Raw genomic sequence first — 23,567 nt, 5'->3', positions numbered from 1 at the left:
AAACAGGACTGGTTGGTGCTGTCCGAAGCGGCCGATTGCCTGGCGCGATCGCAGCGGTGATCGAAAATATCCCGGCAAGCAGATCAGGCAGGCGCTGGCCTAGGTATCAAGCATGTCCCACTCATATCCAAGGACCCACCGCAACGCCGACAGCTTGCCGTTGACCATTCCCCATTCGAAGTCGTCCCACGGCCCGAGGTTCTCGATGCCAACTTCTTCTTCCGTCCGCTTCGCCGCTGCCAGCGCGCCCTCCCACACTGTGTCGAGCGTCTCGTCGTTTTTGTAGGGTTGTGTCGAATACTGATCCTTTGGCACGACCTTATGCCGGCCCTCCTCGATGGCGATCCGCAGGTTCCAATGCCGATTGTACCAGACCTGCCGGAACAGGAGGTTCTCCGCTTCAAGGATGGCCGAGAGGCCGCGGGACTCGTCCTGATAGTTCCGCTCGAACTCTAGATTGGCCAGCAGGTCCTCGTCGGCAGCTTTCACCACGTCTACAAGCGATGTCATGTAGAACGACGGGATCTTGAACAGCGGCTCCAAATCGACGTGCGGCTTGCGCTGGTCGCCGTTGTGCAGACTGAAGTCCCGGACGTTTGATGTGACGAACGCCGCTTCATCGTACTTACTGAGTGCCGCTCGCTGCTCGGCATAGATCTCGATCAGGACGGCGTCGGCCATAGAGTTCTTGGCCAAATGGAAGGGAGCGACCTTATCGATGCCCCGCTTTGCCGCCTTAAGAAGAGCGTCAGTGCTGGCTGTCACCTTCTTCGCGCGGCCGAACAGTTCCTGGATCTTGACTACCGACTCCGACACGTCCTCGCTCTTCATTGCGATGCGGTGGTCGAGTTCACTGATCTGCTGGAGCGTGGCGTTCCGTTTTGCATCGTCCTCGGCGAACTGCACAACGGCATCGCGAACGCGCTTGAGGTGGGATGCAAAGCCGCGGCGAGCATCCTCGACAACGCGGTCCTTGTTTCGCGCGAATTCGGCCTCGACGATGTCTGGCACGATCAGGACGACCCGCTCCTCGTCGACCAGATGACGAAGTGCGTCGAGCACCGGCAGCAGTCGATGATCCTTGGCCATGTCGAGCCATATGCTACTGTCGACCAGAATGTGCGTCTGGCTCTTTTTTCGCTCTGGCTTCGCCATTTACCCCCCCCGGAATCAACAGACGGGATCGTACCCCGGAGGCGCTGAAGTCGCCAATGGTCAGCGCTTTCGACCTCGCATTTCGGGCACGCGACATGTTCTTCAGCCACGCCGCTTCTTGCGGCGGCGGGGACGGCCGTTTCGTCCCGCTGGGCCGTAGTTTGGAAGAGCAAGAGGAGTGAAGCTAGGCAGGGCACGCTTCTTGGCGATAGGCGTGACCCCACGCTGGAAAAGGCTTGATCGAGCTCGTTCAATCTCTTCTGTCGCGATCGATTTTGCGGTCATCCATGCTTTAAGGCAGTCCTTTGCTGGCTGGCTCATCCCGCCGGTGAGCAAGGCCAAGGCGAGACCACGATTGGATCCGGTAAACCGGGTCAAGTTCTCGACAATCAAAGACGTGCCACGCTCGCGCTTTTGGCCCTCAACCTTCGCTGTCGCGCTCCAGATGTAGAGAAGTAAGGCTTTGGCGACGTTCACGTGGGAAAGAAGATCTGCTTTCTTACCGCCAATAAATTGAGCGACGGCGGCAAATTCGTAGAGTTCATCGGTGCTGTCACCGATTAAGGAGTCGACCAGATCCTGACCGGACAACGACAGGTGGTCATGCCGGCGACCGGCCAGCCCGACGATCAATTGCCGGTAGCGTGCCCGGTCGATGCGGTCGGTTTCCAGCGCATAGGTGAAGACAGGTTGTAGCCAAACGCCTTGGGCAGACGTCGCCGCGGATGCCCATTGGCGGTAGTACATGTCCTCGCAGACCAGGACGTAGCCGTCGCGCGACAAGAACGCCGGATCGAGGATATGGCTTGCAAAGGCACGTGTCAGGCTGCCGGCCAGTTCACCGATATCGTCAGGCGCCGCGACGGGAAGGGTCTCGCAGGCAGCCTCGATTTTCGCAATCTGTGCCAGGATCAGTTGATGGCTCCCGGCATCGTCTTCGGCGGTATGTTCCTGCCGTAAATACTGGCCGTCCCTATAGGCCACGGTCATGGTGCTTCTTCCCGACGGACGGTGGCTGTCCGCAAGGCTCCGCAGGTCATCGATGACCGAGCGGGGGACAACGAGTTTGCCGAAGACGCTTGTCAGGACGTCGAACGCGTCCATGGTGGCGACGGTCCACGCCGTATAGGTGTCAAGCACCGCCCCGCCGGCACGACGCGTGGCTATCGTCTTGCGCGCCTCCATGCGCTCCGGCTGGTTTCCGAAGCAGACCACGACGCTTTCGTCCAGCGAACGGATATAGTCGACAAGCCCTATGATGTCGCCGCCGTGGCGTTGCGCGACCATCGCCAGCGGAAGCTTCTTGTCGAGGTAAAGGTCGGCAAGCGCGCGATGCGCTTCGGACGCCTTGCGTACCTGCTCGAGAGCAGGTTCTAGGTCGTTGCCCTCCATCGTCATGGAATAGAACCCGTCGGCGTCCGGAAACCGGCGTTCGAAGTTCTGCATGACATCATGAAGAGCGTGCAGGTATTTGTGTTTGATCTCCGCGACACGCCAATGGCGGGTTGCGCCGAATGGCCCGGCCATCTCGAAGTTATCGCCGACACGAAGACCCAAAGCGGCAGCTGCGGTAGGGTAGGACGGGCCCACGATGCCCTGCGCCGGTCGGTCCTCGCCATTGACGATAAGGAAGGCGTCCTCACGGTCCTTGTCGCCTTCGAGCCTGACGAACGTGTCCAAAGCAACCACCGGGGCTTCGGGGATGACATCCTCATCCGAGCGCATCATGACGAGGCCGAAGTAGCCGAGCGCCACTCTGGGGTCGTTCGGGGCGCTGACGACGGTCTCATAGCCCAATGCCATCGCCCTCTCGGGTTGGCCGACATCGCGAAGCGCCTGGGCCACATGCATCCGTTGATAAGCGCTGCCTCGGAATTCCGATATATCGAAGTCCTTCAGAAATGCCTTGATGTCGTCATGGCGATCCGTGCGACGCATCACGGAAATTAGTGCCAGGGCGCTATCCAGCGATGGGTCTAGGTCCAAAGCGTGACGCAACGCGGTCTCCGCTCGCGGCAAATCGCCGAAGTTGAAGGCAAGCATGCCCTCGCAGTGCCGATAGAAGGGCATTTCCGCGACGTCTGGAGGCAGCGTCTCGAAAAACTTGAGCGCTCGGTTACGTACGGGCAGGTCGTTGACGAGGGCTCGGGCAAGCGCCCGAAGCGCCGCGCTGTCCCTGCTACAGTCGACGTGTGCCGACAACAAATCGGCTGCGAGAGCCCATTCGTCCCGTTGACCGGCATGGCGAGCCAGCATGATCCTGTCGGCGAAATGGCTTTGGGGACCAACAAGGCCCTTGGCTGCTTCGAAGGCGGCCTCTGCGATATCCGCAAAACCCTGTTCTCGGGCCAGGTCGGCGACGACAATGCTCGCTCGCGCATCGTCTTTGACGGTCTGCGCAACGTGGACGAACCCGGAATGCCGATCTGCCTGCGGTCCGATGAGAAGGGCCGCCAGGCGCGCTGCCGCCGTCAAAAGGGGTCGCTCGCTTTCGGGAAGCAGATCCACCTTCGGCAACAAGGCCGCCAGCGCGGGCCAGTCGGCACTGGCCGTGTGCAGACGGAAAGCGATCACCACCGTTTCGGGCCCATCCGGCAGGCGCGGCAGTAGCTCTCGGGTCAAATCGAGTTCCCCACCCTCCGACGCTACCATCGCAGCCCTGCCGAGCAGGTCGACATCATTGGGAGCGACCGCCAACCCTTGGCGCGCGATGTCAATCGCGCGAGGGAATTCGTCGAGGGCGTGAAGGGCAACGATGATGTTGCCGCATATTGCGATATCCTCGGGTCGGATCGCCGCTTCCCCGGAACGTGCCTCGTCCCAAAGGGCAGCGAGAGTCGTTGCCGCGCCTTCCAGTTTGCTGCGATCGTCCGGGGTCAATCGCCGCGAGTGGGCGAAGATCGGATTCGTGACGACGCTGTCGATGTCGGCCTCGGCGGCGAATTGCCTGGCATGGGGGTCGTCGGGGTGGTCGGTGAGCGCCTGATGCGCTAAGGCCCACCATTGTCCCGCGCTACGGCGCCAACGGAAGAAATCGATCCGCCCGATCGCAACCGCCGCCGTGTTGTGCAGTGCAGCAGGAATGAGGTCCAACGGGTCTTTGCCGGGGTCGTCGAAACGCCCGGTCTGAACGAGATATCCCGCCAGGCCCTCATTGGTCGGATCGTCCCGCAAGGATTTCACGCCGAATTCTTGCAGCTCGCGCCAGCGCCCCTGAAGAAGCAGCGAAAACGCTTTGTTGGCGATAGCCTTGGGTTCGTGCGGCGCGTGCTCGTAGGCTTCGGCCAGTGTCGCAGCAGCGTCGGCATCCTTCCCAAGTGCATATTGGCAAGAGCCGATATTCGCTCTGATACGGAAGAGGATACGACCCGAAGCCGTTGACGCCACACGCCCCAGCAGGCCTTCCAAAAGCGTCTTGGCGGTTTGCGGCTGCCTTTTCTCGATTAGGGCTCGATAATTGTCGATCTCGGCATCAAGGTGCGCTTCAACGACATCGGCGCCTGTCGTGGCATCACCCGGCGGTGTCCCGAAATGCTCCTTAAGCAACGTCTCGATGTTCGCCAGTTTTGTAGCCATGTCGGCCTGCCCTGACGACACCTTTCGGGTTTCTTCCAGGATAACCGCGCTATGCGGCGTATAGGTCGGATCGAAAAGGTTGCGCGCTTCGGCGTCCTGCGAGATCTTTTCTTCCAGGGCGTTCCAACCCCAGATATTGACGAGCATCGGAGTGCCGGCCTTGCGCAGCTCGCCCGTAATCGTACGTGCCAGCTCCTGCATCGCGACGTCGTCGGGGGCAGTCGTGGTGATGAAATACTCCTTGAGCGCTGGCTTAAAGGTCAAAGCCTTCGTCACCTCGTCTCGGACTTCCTTCTCACTCAGGGTGTGCCCGTCGCTCTTCAACTTACATTGGATGCCGACGTAATGTTTGCTGTCGCCGTCCCTGATGCCGTAGAGGTCAACACCATTCTGGCGTTGTCCGCGGCGACCGTTCCGCGGCACGTTCGGGTCGTCGAGAAGGTTGGCCCATAGCGGGACGGAAGCCCTTTCGAAGGCTTGTTCATCAGCCGGCTTGGGAATTTGAGTGGCGGCGATAAGGGACATGTCGGTCGGTCACGGTTTGAGGACTACGGACGCAGCAGGGTCTTCAACTGATCAGGCGGCGCTTCCTGCCGCTGGACCTTAGGGGCGCGATACCCGCGGGTTCCCACTGCCTTTCGCGTCGCCTTATTCATTTCCTCCACCTGACGGAACTCCGGCTCCAGCTCCTGCAGCCTTCTGACCAATCCGCTCAAGTCGTAGATATTGCTCAGCTTGCCGCCATTGCTGGCGCGTCGGTCGACCCGATGCACCAAGCCTTCCTGCTCGAGGTCCGCGATGTAGCGCTGCACCTGCCGCTCGCTCAAACTCAGACGTTGGGCCAGCGTTTCCTTACTAGGGAAGGGCTTTCGATCCTTGTCCCACCAAAAGTCGCACAGCTGAAGCAGCACCGCGAGTTGGGTGGGGCTGAGGTTCAGTCGGCGTTGTGCCCTCAAAAGCAGCGAAGGAACGAGGCAGAACCCGAGATCCATAACCTTCTGCCCCCACTTTTCGGCAGAGGACTTGGGACTCACTTTGCGCTTTGCGATGTCCTCGGGTGCGGACTGTTCTTGTTGATTTTGCAGCGACATAATAGTGATCTCCGGCGGTTGCTGTCCGACAAATGCTACCGCGCCGGCGAAATCGCAAGACGCCTCCTGTAGTCACTCGTGACCTATAGTACAAGACATGGGCGTCCGGTGCTGACGAGACAAGAGCGTCCGCCTAATAAGGACGCCACCTCGAAACGGACGAAGCGGTCAAAACGACAAACGAGTATCGGCTCGCGACCGGTCAGCTATGTCCGGTGGATCCAGGCATTCGAGGCCGGCGAATATCGATGAACTGACCCTACCTGAATGATGTCCAACGATTTTGCCCTCATTGCGTGGGTGCGCACATCACATCGCACCTATAAGCAGCCCGTGAGCCTGCGGCCATGCCGTTGAGGCGCGGTACTGAAATGAGCTAATGCGTTTCGGCGTACCCACTTCGTGGCTACCCTTGACGGCTGGTTCCCGCCAAGCTCAGCAAAAAGCGGTCGGACCGCTACCGGCCCCAAATCTGCCGAAAGCTCGAGCGTGGCGGACGTCAGCAATGGGGCCGAGAGCAGTCCGTCCGCATTGCATAGGTTTCTTGTTAAACCGGACACACCTGCCGCGCCAGCCCTTCGAACTAACGTCCGGCGGGCGGCGCCCCTGCTCCCGAAACTACAGCGATAGAGACCTGATCCCAGTCGTGATCTCGCCACCTAATTGTTACGACACGGGGGCCGCCGCCAGTAGTGGGTAAAGTGGCGGACTTGGCCACCCTTTTTGCGTCGAGCAGATCGCCATTTCCGTCCGGGGACGGCACAGCAGGCCCTACTGCCAATCCTACGGGTGGTGGACTGACGCAGGTGGCATTCCAGTGACACATGGCCAAGCTGCTCACGACCAGATAGCGAGCCTGAGAGGTCGAACTCAAGCTATTGGTCCGAATTTGCGGCCACCGGGTCGGCCCCACTCCCGTATCCATGATCGGCACAAACACCCAGTCAGGCTGATAGGCTTTGATTACGTTGGCGACGATCGGGTCGGACTGGAAATCCTGGCAGATCAGGATCAAACAGCGCCCAAGGCCATCGGTATCAACAATGGTCAAGTCCTCGCCGTTAGCAACATACTCCACCAGAGGACCACCAACCGAGTCAGTGACAAGTCCCAAATCGAAGGCCGTGTTCGCCTTCATGGCATAGGGGCTGAGCTTTTTTTGGCGCCAAAGAACGGCGCCGGCCGGATTGACCATCCGCGCCTCGTTCCAGCTCAAGCCCTCTGCGCTGTTGGCAGCCGTCAGGCCTGATCCGGCCAGTGTCAGAAGGGGGTTAGATCCTGCACTGCTGGTCAGGCCGTTTTGGAATTCTATGAAGTCAGCGTCAGACATTACCAGCTCCGGCGCGACGAGAATGTCTACGGGACCTACAGCTCTGGCAGCGTCAAGGAGGCGTTGCCCGCCCCTAAGTGTGCTTGCAGGCCTCACATCGAGAAAACGACCGGCCGCCAATGTGTGGACACTGGGCTCAAGATCTACGCCCGCTTCAGCGATAGGCGCGAAGGCCACTCGCTCCGCACCCGGGGTACCGGTGAGACGGATCCCGGTTGTAGCGTGCGGCGTAAGGACACGCATGCTAATCGGCACAGCGCGTGTGTCGTGCTCGAACGCCCCCGATACAACGGTAAGCGCCGAAAAACGGTCGGAAAGTGTATCGGTAGCTTCGGGAAGAGCCATTCCTCGGCTCAGTGGCCCCTTAGCGATAACCCGGCGGTCCGCATCCCTCCAATAGGCGCCACTATACACCCGATCGGCCTCTGCCCCTAAAAGCCAATCCGGCAATGCGGGGCGTGCGGCGCTCGTCGGCATCAGATGAATTCGGGGATGGATTGCCGAAAACTGTTCGTCGATCGCCTTCATTACCGCGAGGGTCGCGGAAAGCTCCCATCCTTCGGCTGCTTGGGTGGCGTGGAAATCGCTTAAAACCTGGATGACTTGGTCTTCATCGTCATAACCGGTGGCACGAACAAGCCGCCCCCGATAGCGCGGCCAGAAGTCCTCTGCCAATGCCCGTCGGGCGGGGCCAGCCTCCGTGGCACGCACCCAAAGCCGGGCGAAGTACGCAGCGACACTCACCGGCTGTTGGTCCCCCGTGGTGGCCGAGATGATTGCTGCTCGAGCAGTGCTTTGATATCAACTAAGTCGGCCAATTGCTCCGGATGCAGCAGCGGGCCGAACCGATCAATCCACGCACCAATCGTATCGGATATTCCACGATCCAGCCGTCTCTGAACCAGTCGCATGCTGTCGGGTCTCCCGGTTAGTGCTTGGCCGACTGACAGAAGCATGGCCGTGAGCGATGACAAGATTTCGGGCTCCTGGTCAGATCGACCCACCCATTCCGCCATGCGAAATAGCTGATCGGCAAACTGGCGAGCAATCCCCGCGCCGCGACCGTAATGAGCGCCGATGAAGTGGGTCATTCGCCTGTTCATAAACGCGCGGCGCACAAACTCAGGAACCAAGTCCTGTGCCCTGTCGCTTCTGAGCACAACTTCCGCTAGCGTTGAAATACTAGCCGTAAGAGAGCTGGAGGTCGGCGCATAGCTTAACGCACTCATTGCGTATTGTGGGGCCTCTTCAGGTCCGGCGGTTTGCGCCAACCGCATTGCAAAATCAAAGAGAGCTCGGGTGACTTCGCCTCGTTTCGAGCTGAGCTCGCGAGCCTTGTTGAAACCCTGCTCATATGCTGCAACAGCGCCGGCGTTGTTTTCCGCAATTCGCTCTAAGTCGCCTTTAAGGACTAAGTGGTCCAGCTCGAGGGCCGAATACTGGTCCGCGCGTTGAGTACCGAACTCGACGGGGAAGCCGCTCAACATTTCTTGAAGTTCCTCAGTCGCGAGACGGGCTCGATCAAGCTCGCCATTCTTGAGCAAAAGCTTCGTCGCCCCTACTTTAAAGCTAATGCGCTTGAGTGCGTCGATCGGTCCATTTCCATCGACCGCAAGAATGGTGTCGAGCTCTTCGAGAACCGCCAGCTCTTCGTCCTCGTCTACGGTGATCTGCCCAAGGAGTTGAGCATATCTTTCGAGGGTTGCGACAAACAAGGAGTACCATTCGTCCCTCGCGGCTGCCGAGCTCTCGCGCAATAGCTCAACGGAAGTGTGCATCAGTTCGAAGGCAGTGAAGGGGTCGATACGCTCAACGAGTTGAAGAGTGAGTTCCGCCATAGCTCGAACATAACGTGGATCCAGCGACCCATTATCGAGCTGCTCATTACGCGCACTGTCGAGAAACCGAGCAAGGTCTGCTGCGGCCCGTTCCGGCTCGGCGGTCTGTAAGTCGGCGAGATATTCGATCGTTGTGTGTTGGGGGGCCAGTCTTTGTCGAACGATATCCAGCCATTCATCGTCTAAGTCTGGTACGATAAGCGCCTTGCCTGTGAGGTGTACGGCGAGGTCGAGATAATTCAACGTCGCCACGTCTCGGTTTGGCGTCGTCGCCGCGATGGGAGCAAGCGTTTCGTAATATGGCACTGCGACCGATGCCTTGATCGGCAAATCGCTCAAATGCGACTCCACGGTCGCGGGATCCAACCCGCCAGTTCGTACCAATTCGCGTGTGGCGCGAGAGAACGCGTCTGCTTCTTCGGCCGTACTCGCTCCGGCTACACGCATGGGAATTGTGTGGATGGAAACCGATGAGCTTCGCTGACGGCGGATCGCCGAAGCCACTCGAGCAATACCATCGATATTTTGGCGATTGAGCACGAAGCACATCACCACCTCATCTGGCATCTGCACTGTGCAGATGCCAGCGTCGTCCGCGAGACCAGTTCGGCTGTCTATCAACACCAGGTCGTAGTGCAGTTTCGCCCAGTCTCTCAGGTTATCGAGCAGAATGCCGCCGGCGCGTTCGTTGATGAATTCGTGCCATGAGAATTCGGCAAGCGCTGCCTCATATCCGATTTGCGCGCTGTCCAGATCGCGCGCGGTGAAGGTGTGCCCGCCAGGCATAATCAAATCTAGATGACCGTCGCCGAAATCAAACACCCGGTGCGCGAACTCGCCAAAATACCCGCCAGCCCCGGTCTCCCTGACTAGCTGATCGACGTCGTCTTGGCTCAAGGCTTTGTCAGTTCGTGACACCCAATTCCAAGCCATATCCAGAATGCCGGCTTGGTCCTTCATCTCGCGGATTTCAGTAGGGTCGAGCAATCCTCGGAAATAGTAAAGCAGGCCCGGGGCCTCCAAATCCCAATCGATCGTCAAGACTTTGAGGTCATTAAGCGCGCACAGGAAGGCAACATTCGCGAGGGCCATGGTTCGACCCACGCCCCCCTTATAAGAATAAAAGGTCGTTATCTTGCCAAGTTTTTCGCCGGCCTCGTTCATTGGATAGAAGCGAAAGTTGGAGCGTGCTGCATGTGTTCTGGCAGCTCCTCTCTCTTTTCTTCCAGCCTCTCTCTGCCCGCTGGGGTCATACCCTCCAGACGAATTTTGCGACGCTGCTCCCCGACGTCACGGTAAGCTGCCCGTGCCATGGAGGTCAGAAAATTGATGCGCCGCGTCCCCTCCTGCCTGAAGTCACTAAGTCCGAGACCACGAAGATCGATTAGCACGCGGCTAACGTTTTCAGTGGTCTGGCTGACGGCGTCGGACAGTTCGATACCTGTCTTGTCTGAGCGATATAGAGCGTCGATATACGGCACGTAGCGCGGGTTCTCGAAGGCATGCTGAACCTGCATCGGCGCGCGACGGTCAGCCGCTCGCGCAGCTATAGACTGAGCAAAACCCAGCTGGCCAAGCTCATAGGCCCACAACAAGGGCGCTTCCATCACCATATCGCCATCTCGCAAAACGGCTAACACCTGCGCGGGGACGTGCGGAAGCAACTTGTCAATCAAAGCGGTAAGTTCAGCATTGACTTCATGGAGCGAAGCGACATCCGATACGGCGGCAGCAGCCTCTATTCGATCTGCCAAGATCATGGCTGCGGGTCCTGTCCGCTTTCCTGCGAGCAAGTCCTGCTTTACCATATCCAGAAATCGCCATTTGGCTTTCGGCATGGTTTCAACTCCTAGGCTACATAGCCATGGTGTAACGCCGGATTAGACCCGGAACAAGGTCCGATCAATGATCGATTGATGATTGAACGGGTTTCCTTAATTTGGAGTTCCCTAACAGTTTGGCAAGGATCATGGCTGGGAATATGCCAGGTAACGGTAATGAGCAGTGAACCAGGCATTGATCCTAAACCTATTTCCGACCTTAGTCCGAGATCAACTCGCAGCACTTCATACAGGGTGAGTGGATCCGCATTGCATGCAGTCCACATAGGTCCCGCCGAGTGAGTTGGATGGGCGCCTAATATCCGCTTTTGGAAACGCGCAAAAACTCGCTCAATGGCTGGAATGGGGCGCTTGGCGGTCAATAGTGGCATACACAATCACATGCGGTCGCGAAAGTTCAGGATCGATGCTCGCACATACTGGGGGATGTTGAGGTGCGCGGACCACGCTGACTTTCCCAGGTGGCCTCGCAGTTTAACCTCGCTGGTCAGCGGATTTTCAGCCGGGTTTCCACAATCCGGCACAATATGCATCGCATGGATTATCTTGTTGCAGGCTTGCTCAAAAGTCAGCGGGATCTCTTGGCCGCTATTGAGGACGTCTGGCTGGAGCGAACCGCACCGCAGGGTAATAGGCTGGTGCATCGGCTCCGAGGGATCGTTTCGCAGCGGGTTCATATGTTCTGCGTGAACGCGATTGGCGACCGCGGTGCCAACCAACAAATGAATAATCTCATCGGCGAAATGACTGTCGCGCATTAGTCGGAGTGGATCATCCGGCGTAGGCGCCAGTTCAAAAAGCTGCTGGTCTCCACTGAAAACCAAAAACAGGCGGTACACATCCCGGATGGCAATTGATGCGTTCAACTCGAAGTTCTTGTGACCATAAGCAACCAAGTTCGGGCCCCGTCGTCTGCTGGCGAAATTGCCGACCCGCCCATGCAGGGCGAGTGTCCGCTTTTAGCTTCCGGAAAACGATCGGGGACGGCCGGAATGGGGCGCGAACCAGACGAGGCTCACTCTCGCCTCTAACAAGGCGCTACTAGCATTCGACATTCTGCCAACGGACCTAGATTAGGCGTTCACTATGGTGGGGACAATCGACTGCGCCGCACGTCCGCCCGTGGTGACGACCCGGTGACGATCAACGACTAAGGCAAGGTTCACCCCAAAAGGAAAAGCCCAGCGAACTCTTTGAGTTCACTGGGCTTTTTTGGTTGCGGGAGCAGGATTTGAACCTGCGACCTTCAGGTTATGAGCCTGACGAGCTACCGGGCTGCTCCATCCCGCGACAAGGATGTTTGATAACAATGCCGGGTGGGTTGTCATCGATCACGACCGTTGGTCGCGACGTGAGGGGTATATAGGGGGTACAGGCGGATAGCTCAACCCCAAAACCGCTTTGCATGACGCTTTTTTGACGGCGCCATTTTTTCTGGCAGGAATACTGGCATTTTCAATGACTTGCGCTACGGTGGCGCCGCCCCAGATCCCAGCTTCCGAGAAATCGATATGAAGAAAAAGCCGCTTGGCCGCACCGATACCCTCGTCACCGAACTGTGCCTGGGCACCATGACCTGGGGCAGCCAGAACACCGAGGCGGAAGGCCATGCGCAGATCGACATGGCGCTCGAGGCCGGCGTGAACTTCATGGATACGGCCGAGATCTATGCCGTGCCGCGCAGCCCGCAAACCTCTGGCCGGACTGAAGAAATCATCGGCAGCTGGTTCAAGAACACCGGCAAGCGCGATCAATGGATCCTGGCCTCAAAGGTGGCTGGTGGGCCAGTGGATTTCATCCGCAACGGAACGCGCACCAGCGGCAAGACCTTGCGCGAAGCCTTCGAGGCTAGTTTGAAGCGCCTGCAGACCGATTATATCGACCTCTACCAGATCCACTGGGCCGGGCGCGGCAGCTATAATTTTGAGGGCTACTGGGACTTTAGCCCGGAAAAGCAGGACACGTCCGATGTGCTCGACAATATCGAGGACATGCTGCAGACCCTCGACGCCTTGGTGAAGGAAGGCAAGCTGCGCCATGTCGGCGTTTCCAATGAGACCACCTGGGGCATGGCCCAGTGGCTGCGGATTGCCGAGGCTAAAGGTCTGCCACGCCTCGTTTCCGTGCAGAATGAATATAGCCTGCTGAAGCGCCATTTCGACCATGACCTGGCCGAACTGAGCCATCACGAGAATGTCGGCCTGCTGGCCTATTCGGCGCTGGCTGGCGGGCTGATGACCGGCAAGTATTTCGATGGCCAGATGCCCAAGGGCAGCCGGGCCGACTACCAGAAAAGCTTCTGGCGGCTGAACCAGTATTCCGAAGCCGCTGGCAAGGAATATCTGGCACTGGCAAAGCGTTACGACCTGGATATCGCCCAGATGGCGATCGCCTTTGCCCTCACCCGCCCCTTCATGACCTCGGTCATCATCGGCGCCACCAGCACCGATCAACTGGCCAATGTCCTGGCTGCAGCGGACCTCGAACTTCCTGCCGAACTGCTGGCCGAGATCGACGCTATCCACCGCCGCCACCCTCGCCCGATCTGACGGGGAAGCGTCACCTGGGTCTTGATCCGGTGTCGCATTCCGATCGAATTGGCTAGCAGACTGTTAGCATCGAGCGTCACCAAGCGGCTATAACGGTGAAAGATGGGCTGTAGATTCGGGGACGAGTGTGACTGCGCTGATTTCAACCATTCTTCCGCTGGTCTGCTACGTCGCCTACAATGTGATCGTGCCGCAGATCGAAAAGCTACGGCCATCCTTATCAGTGATAATGAACATGCAGCGGCGGCGCTGGGTCGCCAATGCCTCCCTGCGGGAATCGCCCTTCGATGCAATCCTCTCGGGCAATATCATGGGCTCGGTCAGCTTCCTCGCCTCGACGGCGGTGCTGCTGATCCTCGCGGTGTTTGCCGTCTTCGGCCAGGTACCGGCCCTGATGGATGCGTTGAACTCGCTGTCGCTCGATCGCACCTATACGACGCTGGATGTGCAACTGCATCTGGTGGTCATGCTGACCATGTTCGTGCTGGCCTTTTTTGCCTTCACCCTCTCCCTTCGCCAGTTCAATCACTTCTGCATCATGCTCGGCGCTATCGATCATAGCGCGCCGACATCGGAAGAGGAGATCAACGCCATCACGCGCATGAATGCGCTGGGCGCCAAGAACTTCAACAGCGGCATCCGCGCCTATTATTTCTCGGTCGCCAATGTCGCCTGGTTCATCCACGAATGGCTGCCGATCGCGGCATGCCTCGCCACCATCCTGATCCTGGCGCATCGCGAATTCTTCTCGTCGTCGCACCGCACTGCAGCCTCGGCCGCCGTCATCGCGGCCCGTCGCGACAAGGAACGCGCGCTCTAAAGATAGCGCTTCAAAAACGCTGCCACGTCATCAAGTACGGGCGCCAGAAAGCGCAAGGGGCGGCTGAGGGCCAGCAGCGGCCCCGCATGCCCGAGCCGGGGATAATGCAGCTCGCTGACATCGACCCCGACATGGCGCAGCTTGGCGGCCAGGGCCACGCTGTTCCGCGGCAGCACCAGATTGTCCCGGCCACCCGTGGCCAAGAGTGTCGGTGGTGCCGCCGAGGTGACGAGATTGATCGGCTGGCTGACGCGCGGCTCGCGCACGGCACCAAAAGTGCGCAGCGAAATGCGTCCATCGAACGGGAAGAAATCATAGGGGCCTGACAGCCCAACCATGCAGCGCACATTGGCCATCAAGCCGCGTCGCGCCAGATGATCCGGGCTCAGGCCAAGCATCAATGCGTTATAGGCGCCAGCCGAATGCCCCATCAGCGCCATGCGGGTATAGTCGCCGCCATGTCTGGCAATATTGTCGACAACCCAGGCGAAGGCCAGACTGCAGTCGTCGAGAAAGGCGGGATATTCCACCTCGGGCAGCAGGCGATAGTCGGCGATAACGGTGACATAGCCCAGCGCCGCCAGCGCCCTGCCAGCAAAATCATAGTTGCGCCGGTCGCCATCATTCCACGATCCGCCATAGACGAAAAAGATCACCGGCAGCGCTGTCTCGGTCTTGGTCGGCGCATAGATGTCAAGCTTGTGCCGCCCGCCCGGCCCATAGGGCACGCCCTGTGCCAATTTTTGGGAACGACCGTCTCCGGGGCTGATGGCATTGAACATTCCAAGAAGAGAGATAGGCATGGGCGCTCCGAACTCGTCCGGAATAGATACGTAGTCCGGACCAATTTGGTTTAGCTAAAGTACCGAATATAAAGGAAAATTCATGTCAACTTAAGAAGTCGCAGAAGAAATTGCGATCACCGGAAGACTTAGGAACAATCGGCATGAGCCAGAAGGCCCAGCTCAAATTGATCGACACCACGCAGACCTGGGCGACCAGTCCATCGCCACAATTGATGGCTCTGCTCGGGCAATATGATCACATCACGCATTTGCCAAATCGACTTCAGTTCATCAACTGTTTCGATCTGCTTGCAGGCTGCGGCCGACCCGCCATGCTGGTTCTGGTATCTCTGGCCGACGCCCGACACTACAACGAAATGCAGCGCGCACTGGGCATTGCCTTTGTCGAGAATTTTGTGCGCGCCGGCGCCAGAATGATCGGCGATCTGTTGCCCCCGGGCGCCGAAATTTTCCATGTCGGCGTCTTGAGCTTCGTCACGGCCGTCCCGGTGGACGACCTGACCCGTGCGCCTGACCTCGTCGCCCATGTGGCCGCCGCCTTCGCCAGCTCGATGCTTGTCGACAATATCCCGATCAACACGAGGGTCGGCGTGGGCCTGCTTCCGCTTGACCTCAGCCGCGGACCGACGGAATCCCTGCGCGCCGCACTGGTCTCCGCTCAGGACAGCAGGAACGGCGACACGGGTTACAATTTCTACGATCATCGGACTGACGCGGCCAACCTGCGGGCCTTCCGCATGCTCGCCGGCCTACCCGAAGCCCTGGCGGCTGAAGACCAGTTGAGCCTGCATTTCCAACCCCGTGTCCGGCTATGCGACGGCATCTGTACCGGCGTCGAGGCACTGCTGCGCTGGACACACCCCCAGCTGGGCCCAATCGCCCCGGGCGAATTCATTCCACTCGTCGAACAGACCGCCCTCATGGCTCCCCTTACCGACTGGGTCATGGATAAGGCGCTGCGCCAGGGCCGCCTGTTACGCAACGCCGGCTACGACCTGAAGATGTCGATCAACACTGCACCGGCAAACCTGTCCGAAGCCGGCTTTGACGACCTGCTCCTGAGCCGGCTGGAAGCCAACGACCTCTCGCCCGAACATGTCGAACTCGAATTCACCGAGGGTACACTGGCGGCCAATCCAAAACGCGCAGTGCAGCAACTCAACCGCCTGCGCAAGACCGGGGTCGAGGTTGCGCTGGACGATTTCGGTTCTGGCTATTCCAACCTGATTTACCTCTCCCGTATTCCGGCTGACGTGCTCAAGATCGATCAAAGCTTTGTGCGCCCGCTAATGGGCGCCGAGGATGACGACTTCCTGCTTCGCCATATCGTCACCATGGCCAAGGGCCTCGGTTTCCGCATCTGTGCCGAGGGCATCGAAACCGAATATGCCTATGGGCATCTTGCAAGCCTTGGGGTCGAAGAGGGCCAAGGATACCACATGGCCCGACCGATGCCGGCCGACAAGCTGTTGCAATGGCTCGACTCCAGACAGCACCAAAGCTAAGCACCGCATGATCTACAGCAGTGCACAAATTCTGACATTGACATTCACCTAATCGAGTCGCTTTATGCGGGCCAGCAAGCCACCTATCTGACCGTCGCAAGCCATGCTCGTCTGCCAATGCAACATGATCACTTCGAGGGAAATCGAGGACATCGTTCTCGATCTGCTGAAGGCTGATCCCTGGCAGCTCGTGGTCCCCGCCAAGGTCTATAGTGAGCTGAATCGCCGCGCCAAATGCAGCGGTTGCGTGCCGAATGTGGTGGACATTATTGTCCGCGTCACAGAAAACTACCACTCGCAGCAAGCCCTGGAGACCGGCGAAGTCGTTTCGCTTCCCTCTGGGTTAGACAAGCTTAAAAAGCAACAGAGTGGAGTCCGTCGTGAAAGGCGAAGCACAAGTCATCGAGCGGCTTAACGAAGCCCTTTTTCTTGAACTCGGCGCAGTCAACCAGTATTGGGTTCACTTTCGTCTCCTGGACGATTGGGGCTACAAAAAGCTGGCCAACAAGGAACGCGCTGAATCCATTGAAGAAATGCATCACGCCGACCGTCTGATCGAGCGCATTATTTTCCTCGAAGGCCATCCGAACCTGCAGCGCGTGGCGCCGCTGCGAATCGGCCAGACCATTAAGGAAGTTCTCGAGGCCGACCTGGCCGGCGAATATGACGCCCGCGCTGCCTACAAGGCCAGCCGCGAGCTCTGCGAACAGCTTGGCGACTATGTCTCCAAGAACCTGTTCGAAGCCCTGCTGGCCGACGAGGAAGGTCATATCGACTTCCTTGAAACCCAGCTCGAACTGCTCGACAAGATCGGCGTCGAAAAATACGGCCAGCTCAATTCGGCATCGGCCGACGAAGCCGAATAAGCCGCGCTACCGATTATCGCAAAACCGCCCGGAACTCAGTTCCGGGCGGTTTTGTTTTGGCTGGAGACTGGAGGAAGACCATGGCCTGGCATGTCGGACGTTTGATCGACCATATCCACCTGCGCACCACAGACTTTCCGGCAACGCGGCACTTCTACGAGACTTCGCTGGCAGCGCTCGGCCTGACGATCGAACAGAGCGGCGAGGACTGGTTCCAGCTCGACGAACTCTATGTCAGCACCGCCGATGCCGGCAGCACGCCCAGCCATGTCCATCTCGCCTTCCAGGCCAGGGACCGCGCCATGGTAGACGCCTTCCATGCCGCAGCCCTGTCAGCTGGCGGTCGGGACAATGGCGCTCCGGGCGAACGCGACTACCACCCCGGCTATTACGGCGCCTTCGTGCTGGATCCGGATGGAAACAACATCGAGGCGGTGTTTCACGGAGCGAGCCGGCGGAGCGCGGAGTCGGTGGAGATTGAGGCGAGATAGTGCCACGCCCTCATGGTGAGGTGCGAGTTCTTCACGAGCCTCGAACCACGAGGGCGTTGCGCTCTGTGCATGTGCGGCAACTTCGTGCCATTCGGGCGTAGCCCTCATGGCCTAGCCAGCTAAAATCGCTCCACTGGAGCGATTTTGCCCTTTGGGCACGCTGCCTAGTTCTCGATAGGCTGGAACATGGCGTTCATCTGCTCGACGATCTGCTCCATCGGGGCGATCGACTCGGGCAGTTGCTCGGGCGCATCGGGCGCTACGGCGACATAGGGCACCCCGCTGGGGAAGGCGCCGAACATCTGGAAGAACGCTACCATGTCATCGAGCACCGGCATGCGCCAGCGCCACATGGCGCCCATCGCCAGCACCGGCTCCATATGGCCGAAGCCGTCGTAATATTTGGTTGTCACCCAGATGCCGTTGTCCTTGAGCTTCTGGGCGAAGCGTTCGGTATTCTGCACGCGCACGATCGGGTCCGTGGTGCCGCTGGCCAGATACATCGGCGGGGAATCGGGCGTGACCAGGTTGATCGGCTGCGTGCCTTGCGGATTGGGCGCCTTGCCGAAGACGTCGCGGACTTCATTATATTCGAAGGGATAGAAATCGAACGGCCCCGACAGTGCTGCCACGCCCAGGATGGAGAGGTTGACGCCGAATTCGCGCATGAAGGACGGGTCGAGCCCCAGCATCACAGCATTGTAGGCACCCGCCGAATGACCGGCGAGGAACAGACGATTGGGATCACCACCGTAGGAGGCGATATTGTCTTCGACCCAGCCCAAAGCCGCTGCGCTGTCATAAAGAAAGTCGGGATAGACCACGCTGGGATAGAGCCGGTAGTCGGCAATCACCACGACAAAGCCGCGTGAGGCCAGGGCCTGGCCGACGAACTGATATTCATACTTTTCGCCACGGCTCCAGCCGCCGCCATAGATGAAGAACACGACGGGCGCCGGCGTGCCGCGCTCCTGCGGCGCATAGACATCGAGCGTATGGCGCGGCCCATCGGCATAGACGATGTCGCTGCCCACCTTGATGCCGCCGCCATCCATGGCCGCCGGCAGGTTGAACGGATCCATGATGGAAACGGCATGCGCCTGGGGCGCCAATGCAAGGGCAAAGGCGGCTGCGAGCAGGGCACGACGGGACAGGGAGATGCTGGACATGGATCTGACTGATGAAGCTGGAGGAGGACGCGAGTTAGCGCAGGAAGCCGTATAGATTGTGGCGTTGGAGCGGGATCACCACTCTTTGAAACGCCTGGGGCTCTCTAGCCCGTTTGCTGCAATCTGGAAATGGGCGAGGGCAGGCGCCTCGAATGAATGGAGACTGACCTGCCCTCTACTTAAGCCCGTAAAAGGTGAACCCAAAGGGTTAACCAGAGGTTAACGCTTGAGCCGGTCGAGCAAACGACCCGAGATATAGCCATCTGCAGGAATGCCGGCGCGCTGCTGATAGGCGATGACCGCGGCACGGGTTTTCGGACCCAAGACGCCATCGGGCGAACCGGCATCAAACCCAGCGCGACCCAGCAGCGTCTGCAGCTCGGCGCGCTGCGCCTTGCTCAGCGCATAGTCGCCACTGGGCCAGGGCGTGGCAAAGCCCCCGCCCCCGATGATGCGATCAGCCAGATGCCCAACGGCCAGAGCGTAGGAATTGGAATTGTTGTAGCGCTTGATCACATCGAAATTGGGCAGCAGCAGAAAAACAGGTCCCGAGGCCCCTGCCGGCATATAGAGCGAGGCCATGTCGGAGCCGCGCGGAAAGGCCCGGCCGGAGACCCGGCCAATGCCCATCGCCTGCCACTGGCTGATCGGCGCCTTGTCCATGCCGCGGGCCGCATCGAAGTTGAAGCTATTGGGCAGCTTGACCTCATAGCCCCAGGTCTCGCCATTGCGCCAGCCATGCTCATGGAGGTAATTGGCGGTCGAGCCCAAGGCATCCTGCACCGAATTCCAGATATCCTTGCGGCCATCGCCATTGTAGTCGACGGCATAGCGCATGAAGCTCGAAGGCATGAACTGGGTGTGGCCCATGGCGCCGGCCCAGGATCCCGTCATGTTATTGGCGCTCACATGCCCATCGGAAATGATGCGCAGCGCCGTCAGCAGCTCGCCCTTGAAGAAATCGGTGCGATAGCCGCCTTCGACCAGCGTGGCCAGGGCATGCACCGTATGCTCGCCGCCCATGAAGCCACCGTAATTGGTTTCCATGCCCCAGATCGCCAGCACCACCTCGGGCTGCACGCCCCAGCGCTGCTGCGCCCCGGCCAGCGTCTGCGCCCATTCGGCACGCATCGACTGGCCCTTCTGCGCCTGGCCATTGGTGACGCGGCGATCGATATAATCCTGCACCGTGCGGGTAAACTCGGGCTGGCTCTTGGTGTGCTCCATCAGCTTGGCGGAAAAGCTATAGCCGGCAAAGGCCTGCTCGAATGCGGAGCGGCTGACGCCGCGCGCTTCTGCCTGGGGCCAGATGCTTGCAACGAATGCAGCGCTATTGGCATAGGACGGCGCGATCGCGCTGACGCTCAGTGCAGCGGCCACGGCCAGGGCGGACAGGCCGCGAGTAAAGGCGGTAAAGGAATGCATGGCGGGCCTCGTGATACGCTTTGAGCTGGTCGCGTCCGGATCCTCTACCGGGCACATATCACTATTTTAACCGACCGCCTTAAGATCGGATTAAGTCAAACCGCGCCCGTGATCACGAATGCGCCAGATCAGCCGGCGCCCTCGTCGGCTCCCGGAGGCGGCAAAGCCTTGGCATTGCGATAGGTCACCGTCTGGCTCGGACCCATGATGTTCTTTTCGAACAGCATGCGCTTGACCGTCTCACTATAGAGCCGGCCCGGGCCCCATTGCTTGCCGGCCAGCGTCTTGATGCGCGAACGCAGCTTCATCTGCCCCGGCATGAAGGAGACCAGCGCCGGCTGGTCGAGATCGTCGATGATGACATCCTTGTGCTCGCTCTCCATCACCACCTGGAAGGCATCGCGCATGATCTGCTTCACCACCTCGATATCGCTGTCATAGGCGACGTCGAATTCGGCGACATAGAAGGAAAAGCCGCGCACCATGTTGGAGACGAGATCCACCGAGGAAAACGGGATCAGATGCACCGTACCGCCCATATCGCGAATGGTGACCGAGCGAATGGTGAGTTTTTCGACGACCCCCGACTTGCCGGCAGCTTCAACGACATCACCTTCGTTCATGACATTCTCGAACTGGATGAAAATGCCGGTGATAATGTCCTGCACCAGCTTTTGCGCGCCAAAACCGATGGCGAGACCGATGACACCGGCACCGGCCAGCAGCGGCGCAATATTGACCCCGATCTGCGCCAGCGCCAGCATCAGGCCGAACACCACTAGCGCGATGGTGAAGGCATTCTTGAACAGGCCGAGCAGCGTCTTCTCGCGCGCCGTCGGCGTCTTGCCGATGCTGGTGTTGAGCCGATACTCGACCCAGGACGCCACCACGACATGCAGCACGATACAGGCAAGGACGATCAGTACCGCCGAAATCACCGACCCGGCCACCTGCTGGCCGTGATCACTGCCGATCCAGCCGACGAAGTCGAACAGCATCCACACCTGGGCATTGGCCAGCAGCACGCCCAGGATCACCACCCAGCGCACCACCTGCATCACCGTCGGCACGAAGGCCTTGAGCCGTGTCTCGAGCAGGGGAAGACGGTGCTTGATATCGGCCGGCAGGCTCAGGCCTGCATTGACGAAGCGGGAGATGAAACCGACGATCACTATGCCGACGAGAATGGAGATCACCGACTGCAGCGTCGCGCCCAGCATGAAGGGCAGTGCCTGCTCGGGATTGGCGAACCAGACCACCAGCAGCGCCACGAGATAGAGGATGGCAATCAGATGCCAGTGTTGCCCCAGTAGCGCCAGCAATTGCCCTGTGCCATCATGCCCGCGCCGCTCGGCAATACCAGAGAGCCAGTTGCGCACATCGTCCTTGTTCTGCAGCACGATAATGATGCCGATGGTCACGGCTGTCGCCATCACCAGCACCTGTACGGCCGAGGCCGAGCCGACGGAGAGATTGGCGGCCAGCAAAGGACTGACGAAGAGGAAGGTATAGCCGATCAGTGAAATGATCCGCGCCAGCCAGAACGACCAATAGGCCGCATTGCTGTCGCCGACCGGGATGATGCGCAAGGCCTCGAAGCGGGGCGCCAGCAGCGCCCGCGCCACCATCTTGCTCATTTCGACGAGGAGGAAGGCGTTGAGCAGCAGCGACTGGTTGATGCCCATGCGGCCGGTTGCACCACCCACAAAGGTCAAAGCCACCACATAGCCGATTGCCCAGGCCAGGAGCACCGAGCCGAGATCGATCACGGTCGCTCCCAGCATGCCGGCAATCCGCAATAGCCATCCCCGACCTTCGACGCGCCGGGCGATCATCCGGTGAATGGCATGCACCACCAGGCGCAACACCCAGAAACTGCCGAAGAGACCCACGGCGACGAGAAACACCGCAATGGCCACATCGCGAAAGGCATCGAAATCGGCATTGAGCGTGCCGCTCAACCCATGTTGCAGGTCGGTAAAGATCGCGCCAAGTGAGCGTAGCGTCGTCGAGGTGCCCTCGGCCGCAGCGCGGGTATATTCGGCCAGCTGGCGGACGATGCTGAGATCATTGAGCGGCTCCTCAACAGGCGCAGCGGCGTCAGCGGCCACGGTCTGCTGCTGCAAGCGCTCGATGAGCAGGGCACGGGTCTCGTCATTTTCGAGAATACGCACCAATTCGTCGATGCTGGCATCGCTGCTTGTCGTCGTTTCCGCCGTCGCTTCCGGTAGCAATTGAGCCTGAGCCGCGACGGGAGTGATCAGCAGCAACAGCAGCAGGACAAACAAACGCATGGAGAAATCCGCAAATCAGGTCATCGAACATGTCGAGGCATTTAAGCCCTTTGAATGTGGATACGCTGAGGCGGCGGAAAGGTCCAACCCCGCGGAGCATTTGGTCTTTGGAACGCAAAAACCCTCCACTGTTTTCCAGTGGAGGGTTTTTGATTTCGTTTCGACATTGTAAAGAGACAACGCGTTTTTGGCAGACCTTGCAGCGACCTACTCTCCCAAGCCTTGAGACTTAGTACCATTGGCGCGGAGGAATTTGACGGTCGAGTTCGGGATGGGATCGGGTCTTGGGCTCCTCGCAAGAACCACAAGGTCAGCGAAAAACGCGTTGGTGAATTCTGGTTTTTGTTTATGGACACCGCCTCTCCCATGCAAGGAGGGGTGTCTGGTGTATTTCTAACCGATCGCACATTTCACAATCTATGCGGACATAGATTAATGAGAACGATCAAGCCAATCGAGCTATTAGTACCGGTAAGCTTCACACATTGCTGCGCTTCCACACCCGGCCTATCGACGTGGTGGTCTTCCACGGCTCTCAAGGGAATACTCGTTTTGAAGGAGGCTTCCTGCTTAGATGCTTTCAGCAGTTATCCCGTCCGAACTTAGCTACCCTGCAATGCGGCTGGCGCCACAACAGGTCCACCAGAGGTTCGTCCAACCCGGTCCTCTCGTACTAGGGTCAGCTCTTCTCAATATTCCTACACCCACGGCAGATAGGGACCGAACTGTCTCACGACGTTCTAAACCCAGCTCACGTACCACTTTAAATGGCGAACAGCCATACCCTTGGGACCTGCTCCAGCCCCAGGAT

The 23,567-nt window shown here is 59.2% G+C and carries 17 protein-coding genes, 1 tRNA gene and 2 rRNA genes (1 of these 20 only partly in view); 6 read left to right on the top strand and 14 right to left on the bottom strand.

The window, feature by feature from the left end:
* Positions 1-99 precede the first annotated feature (99 nt).
* The 8 genes from P0Y65_00120 to P0Y65_00085 form a co-directional block, all read right to left on the bottom strand.
* Positions 100-1,155: a PIN domain-containing protein gene (locus P0Y65_00120; GenBank protein WEK04701.1), complete on the bottom strand. Its 1,056-nt coding sequence runs from the start codon at positions 1,153-1,155 to the stop codon at positions 100-102.
* A gap of 102 nt (positions 1,156-1,257) precedes the next feature.
* Positions 1,258-5,256, bottom strand: coding sequence for a hypothetical protein (locus P0Y65_00115; protein WEK04700.1), 3,999 nt, complete (start codon positions 5,254-5,256; stop codon positions 1,258-1,260).
* Positions 5,257-5,279: 23 nt separating this feature from the next.
* The gene (locus P0Y65_00110) at positions 5,280-5,822 is read right to left on the bottom strand and encodes a helix-turn-helix domain-containing protein (protein WEK04699.1); all 543 of its coding nucleotides are present in this window, start codon (positions 5,820-5,822) and stop codon (positions 5,280-5,282) included.
* A 583-nt stretch (positions 5,823-6,405) separates the two neighbouring features.
* Positions 6,406-7,896 (bottom strand): hypothetical protein, encoded by a 1,491-nt coding sequence (locus P0Y65_00105; protein ID WEK04698.1) that lies wholly within the window; start codon positions 7,894-7,896, stop codon positions 6,406-6,408.
* Positions 7,893-10,082 (bottom strand): hypothetical protein, encoded by a 2,190-nt coding sequence (locus P0Y65_00100; GenBank protein WEK04697.1) that lies wholly within the window; start codon positions 10,080-10,082, stop codon positions 7,893-7,895. The genes P0Y65_00105 and P0Y65_00100 overlap by 4 nt, the downstream gene beginning before the upstream one ends.
* Positions 10,083-10,150: 68 nt before the next feature.
* Positions 10,151-10,828: a hypothetical protein gene (locus P0Y65_00095; GenBank protein ID WEK04696.1), complete on the bottom strand. Its 678-nt coding sequence runs from the start codon at positions 10,826-10,828 to the stop codon at positions 10,151-10,153.
* Between the two features lie 380 nt (positions 10,829-11,208).
* Entirely contained in the window at positions 11,209-11,727 is a 519-nt protein-coding gene (locus P0Y65_00090) for a hypothetical protein (protein ID WEK04695.1), read from the bottom strand.
* A gap of 317 nt (positions 11,728-12,044) precedes the next feature.
* Positions 12,045-12,121 (bottom strand) — tRNA-Met (locus tag P0Y65_00085).
* A gap of 221 nt (positions 12,122-12,342) precedes the next feature.
* On the opposite strand from P0Y65_00085, the gene P0Y65_00080 reads away from it, so the two are divergent.
* Complete coding sequence (locus tag P0Y65_00080) at positions 12,343-13,380, top strand: aldo/keto reductase (protein WEK04694.1); 1,038 nt, start codon at positions 12,343-12,345, stop codon at positions 13,378-13,380.
* Between the two features lie 127 nt (positions 13,381-13,507).
* Positions 13,508-14,200 (top strand): DUF599 domain-containing protein, encoded by a 693-nt coding sequence (locus tag P0Y65_00075; GenBank protein WEK04693.1) that lies wholly within the window; start codon positions 13,508-13,510, stop codon positions 14,198-14,200.
* Here P0Y65_00075 and P0Y65_00070 read toward each other — a convergent pair.
* On the bottom strand, positions 14,197-15,003 hold the full coding sequence (locus tag P0Y65_00070; protein ID WEK04692.1) for an alpha/beta hydrolase: 807 nt from the start codon (positions 15,001-15,003) through the stop codon (positions 14,197-14,199). The genes P0Y65_00075 and P0Y65_00070 overlap by 4 nt on opposite strands.
* A gap of 143 nt (positions 15,004-15,146) precedes the next feature.
* On the opposite strand from P0Y65_00070, the gene P0Y65_00065 reads away from it, so the two are divergent.
* From P0Y65_00065 to P0Y65_00050, 4 genes are all read left to right on the top strand, one after another.
* Positions 15,147-16,511, top strand: a complete 1,365-nt coding sequence (locus P0Y65_00065) for a bifunctional diguanylate cyclase/phosphodiesterase (protein WEK04691.1) — start codon at positions 15,147-15,149, stop codon at positions 16,509-16,511.
* Positions 16,512-16,614: 103 nt separating this feature from the next.
* Complete coding sequence (locus tag P0Y65_00060; GenBank protein WEK04690.1) at positions 16,615-16,926, top strand: (2Fe-2S)-binding protein; 312 nt, start codon at positions 16,615-16,617, stop codon at positions 16,924-16,926.
* Positions 16,892-17,377, top strand: a complete 486-nt coding sequence (gene bfr, locus P0Y65_00055) for a bacterioferritin (GenBank protein ID WEK04689.1) — start codon at positions 16,892-16,894, stop codon at positions 17,375-17,377. Before P0Y65_00060 ends, bfr begins: the two co-directional genes overlap by 35 nt.
* An 80-nt stretch (positions 17,378-17,457) precedes the next feature.
* Entirely contained in the window at positions 17,458-17,868 is a 411-nt protein-coding gene (locus tag P0Y65_00050) for a VOC family protein (protein WEK04688.1), read from the top strand.
* Between the two features lie 164 nt (positions 17,869-18,032).
* Here the strand turns inward: P0Y65_00050 and P0Y65_00045 are convergent, their stop codons facing one another.
* The 5 genes from P0Y65_00045 to P0Y65_00025 form a co-directional block, all read right to left on the bottom strand.
* A complete protein-coding gene (locus P0Y65_00045) occupies positions 18,033-19,037 on the bottom strand; it encodes an alpha/beta hydrolase (protein WEK04687.1) in 1,005 nt (334 codons plus the stop codon).
* Positions 19,038-19,256: 219 nt separating this feature from the next.
* Positions 19,257-20,462, bottom strand: coding sequence for a lytic murein transglycosylase (locus P0Y65_00040; protein WEK04686.1), 1,206 nt, complete (start codon positions 20,460-20,462; stop codon positions 19,257-19,259).
* A gap of 128 nt (positions 20,463-20,590) precedes the next feature.
* Positions 20,591-22,756 carry a mechanosensitive ion channel gene (locus P0Y65_00035; protein ID WEK04685.1) on the bottom strand — a complete coding sequence of 722 codons (2,166 nt, stop codon included), beginning with the start codon at positions 22,754-22,756 and terminating at the stop codon, positions 20,591-20,593.
* A gap of 194 nt (positions 22,757-22,950) precedes the next feature.
* Positions 22,951-23,066, bottom strand: a 5S ribosomal RNA gene (rrf, locus tag P0Y65_00030).
* 131 nt (positions 23,067-23,197) lie between these two features.
* A 23S ribosomal RNA gene (locus tag P0Y65_00025) occupies positions 23,198-23,567 on the bottom strand; it runs 2,352 nt beyond the window's last position.

It is taken from the genome of Candidatus Devosia phytovorans, assembly GCA_029202405.1.
GTDB lineage: Bacteria > Pseudomonadota > Alphaproteobacteria > Rhizobiales > Devosiaceae > Devosia > Devosia phytovorans.
The sequence above is the reverse complement of the archived record's forward strand: the minus strand, read 5'-3'. Positions and strand labels throughout refer to the sequence as shown.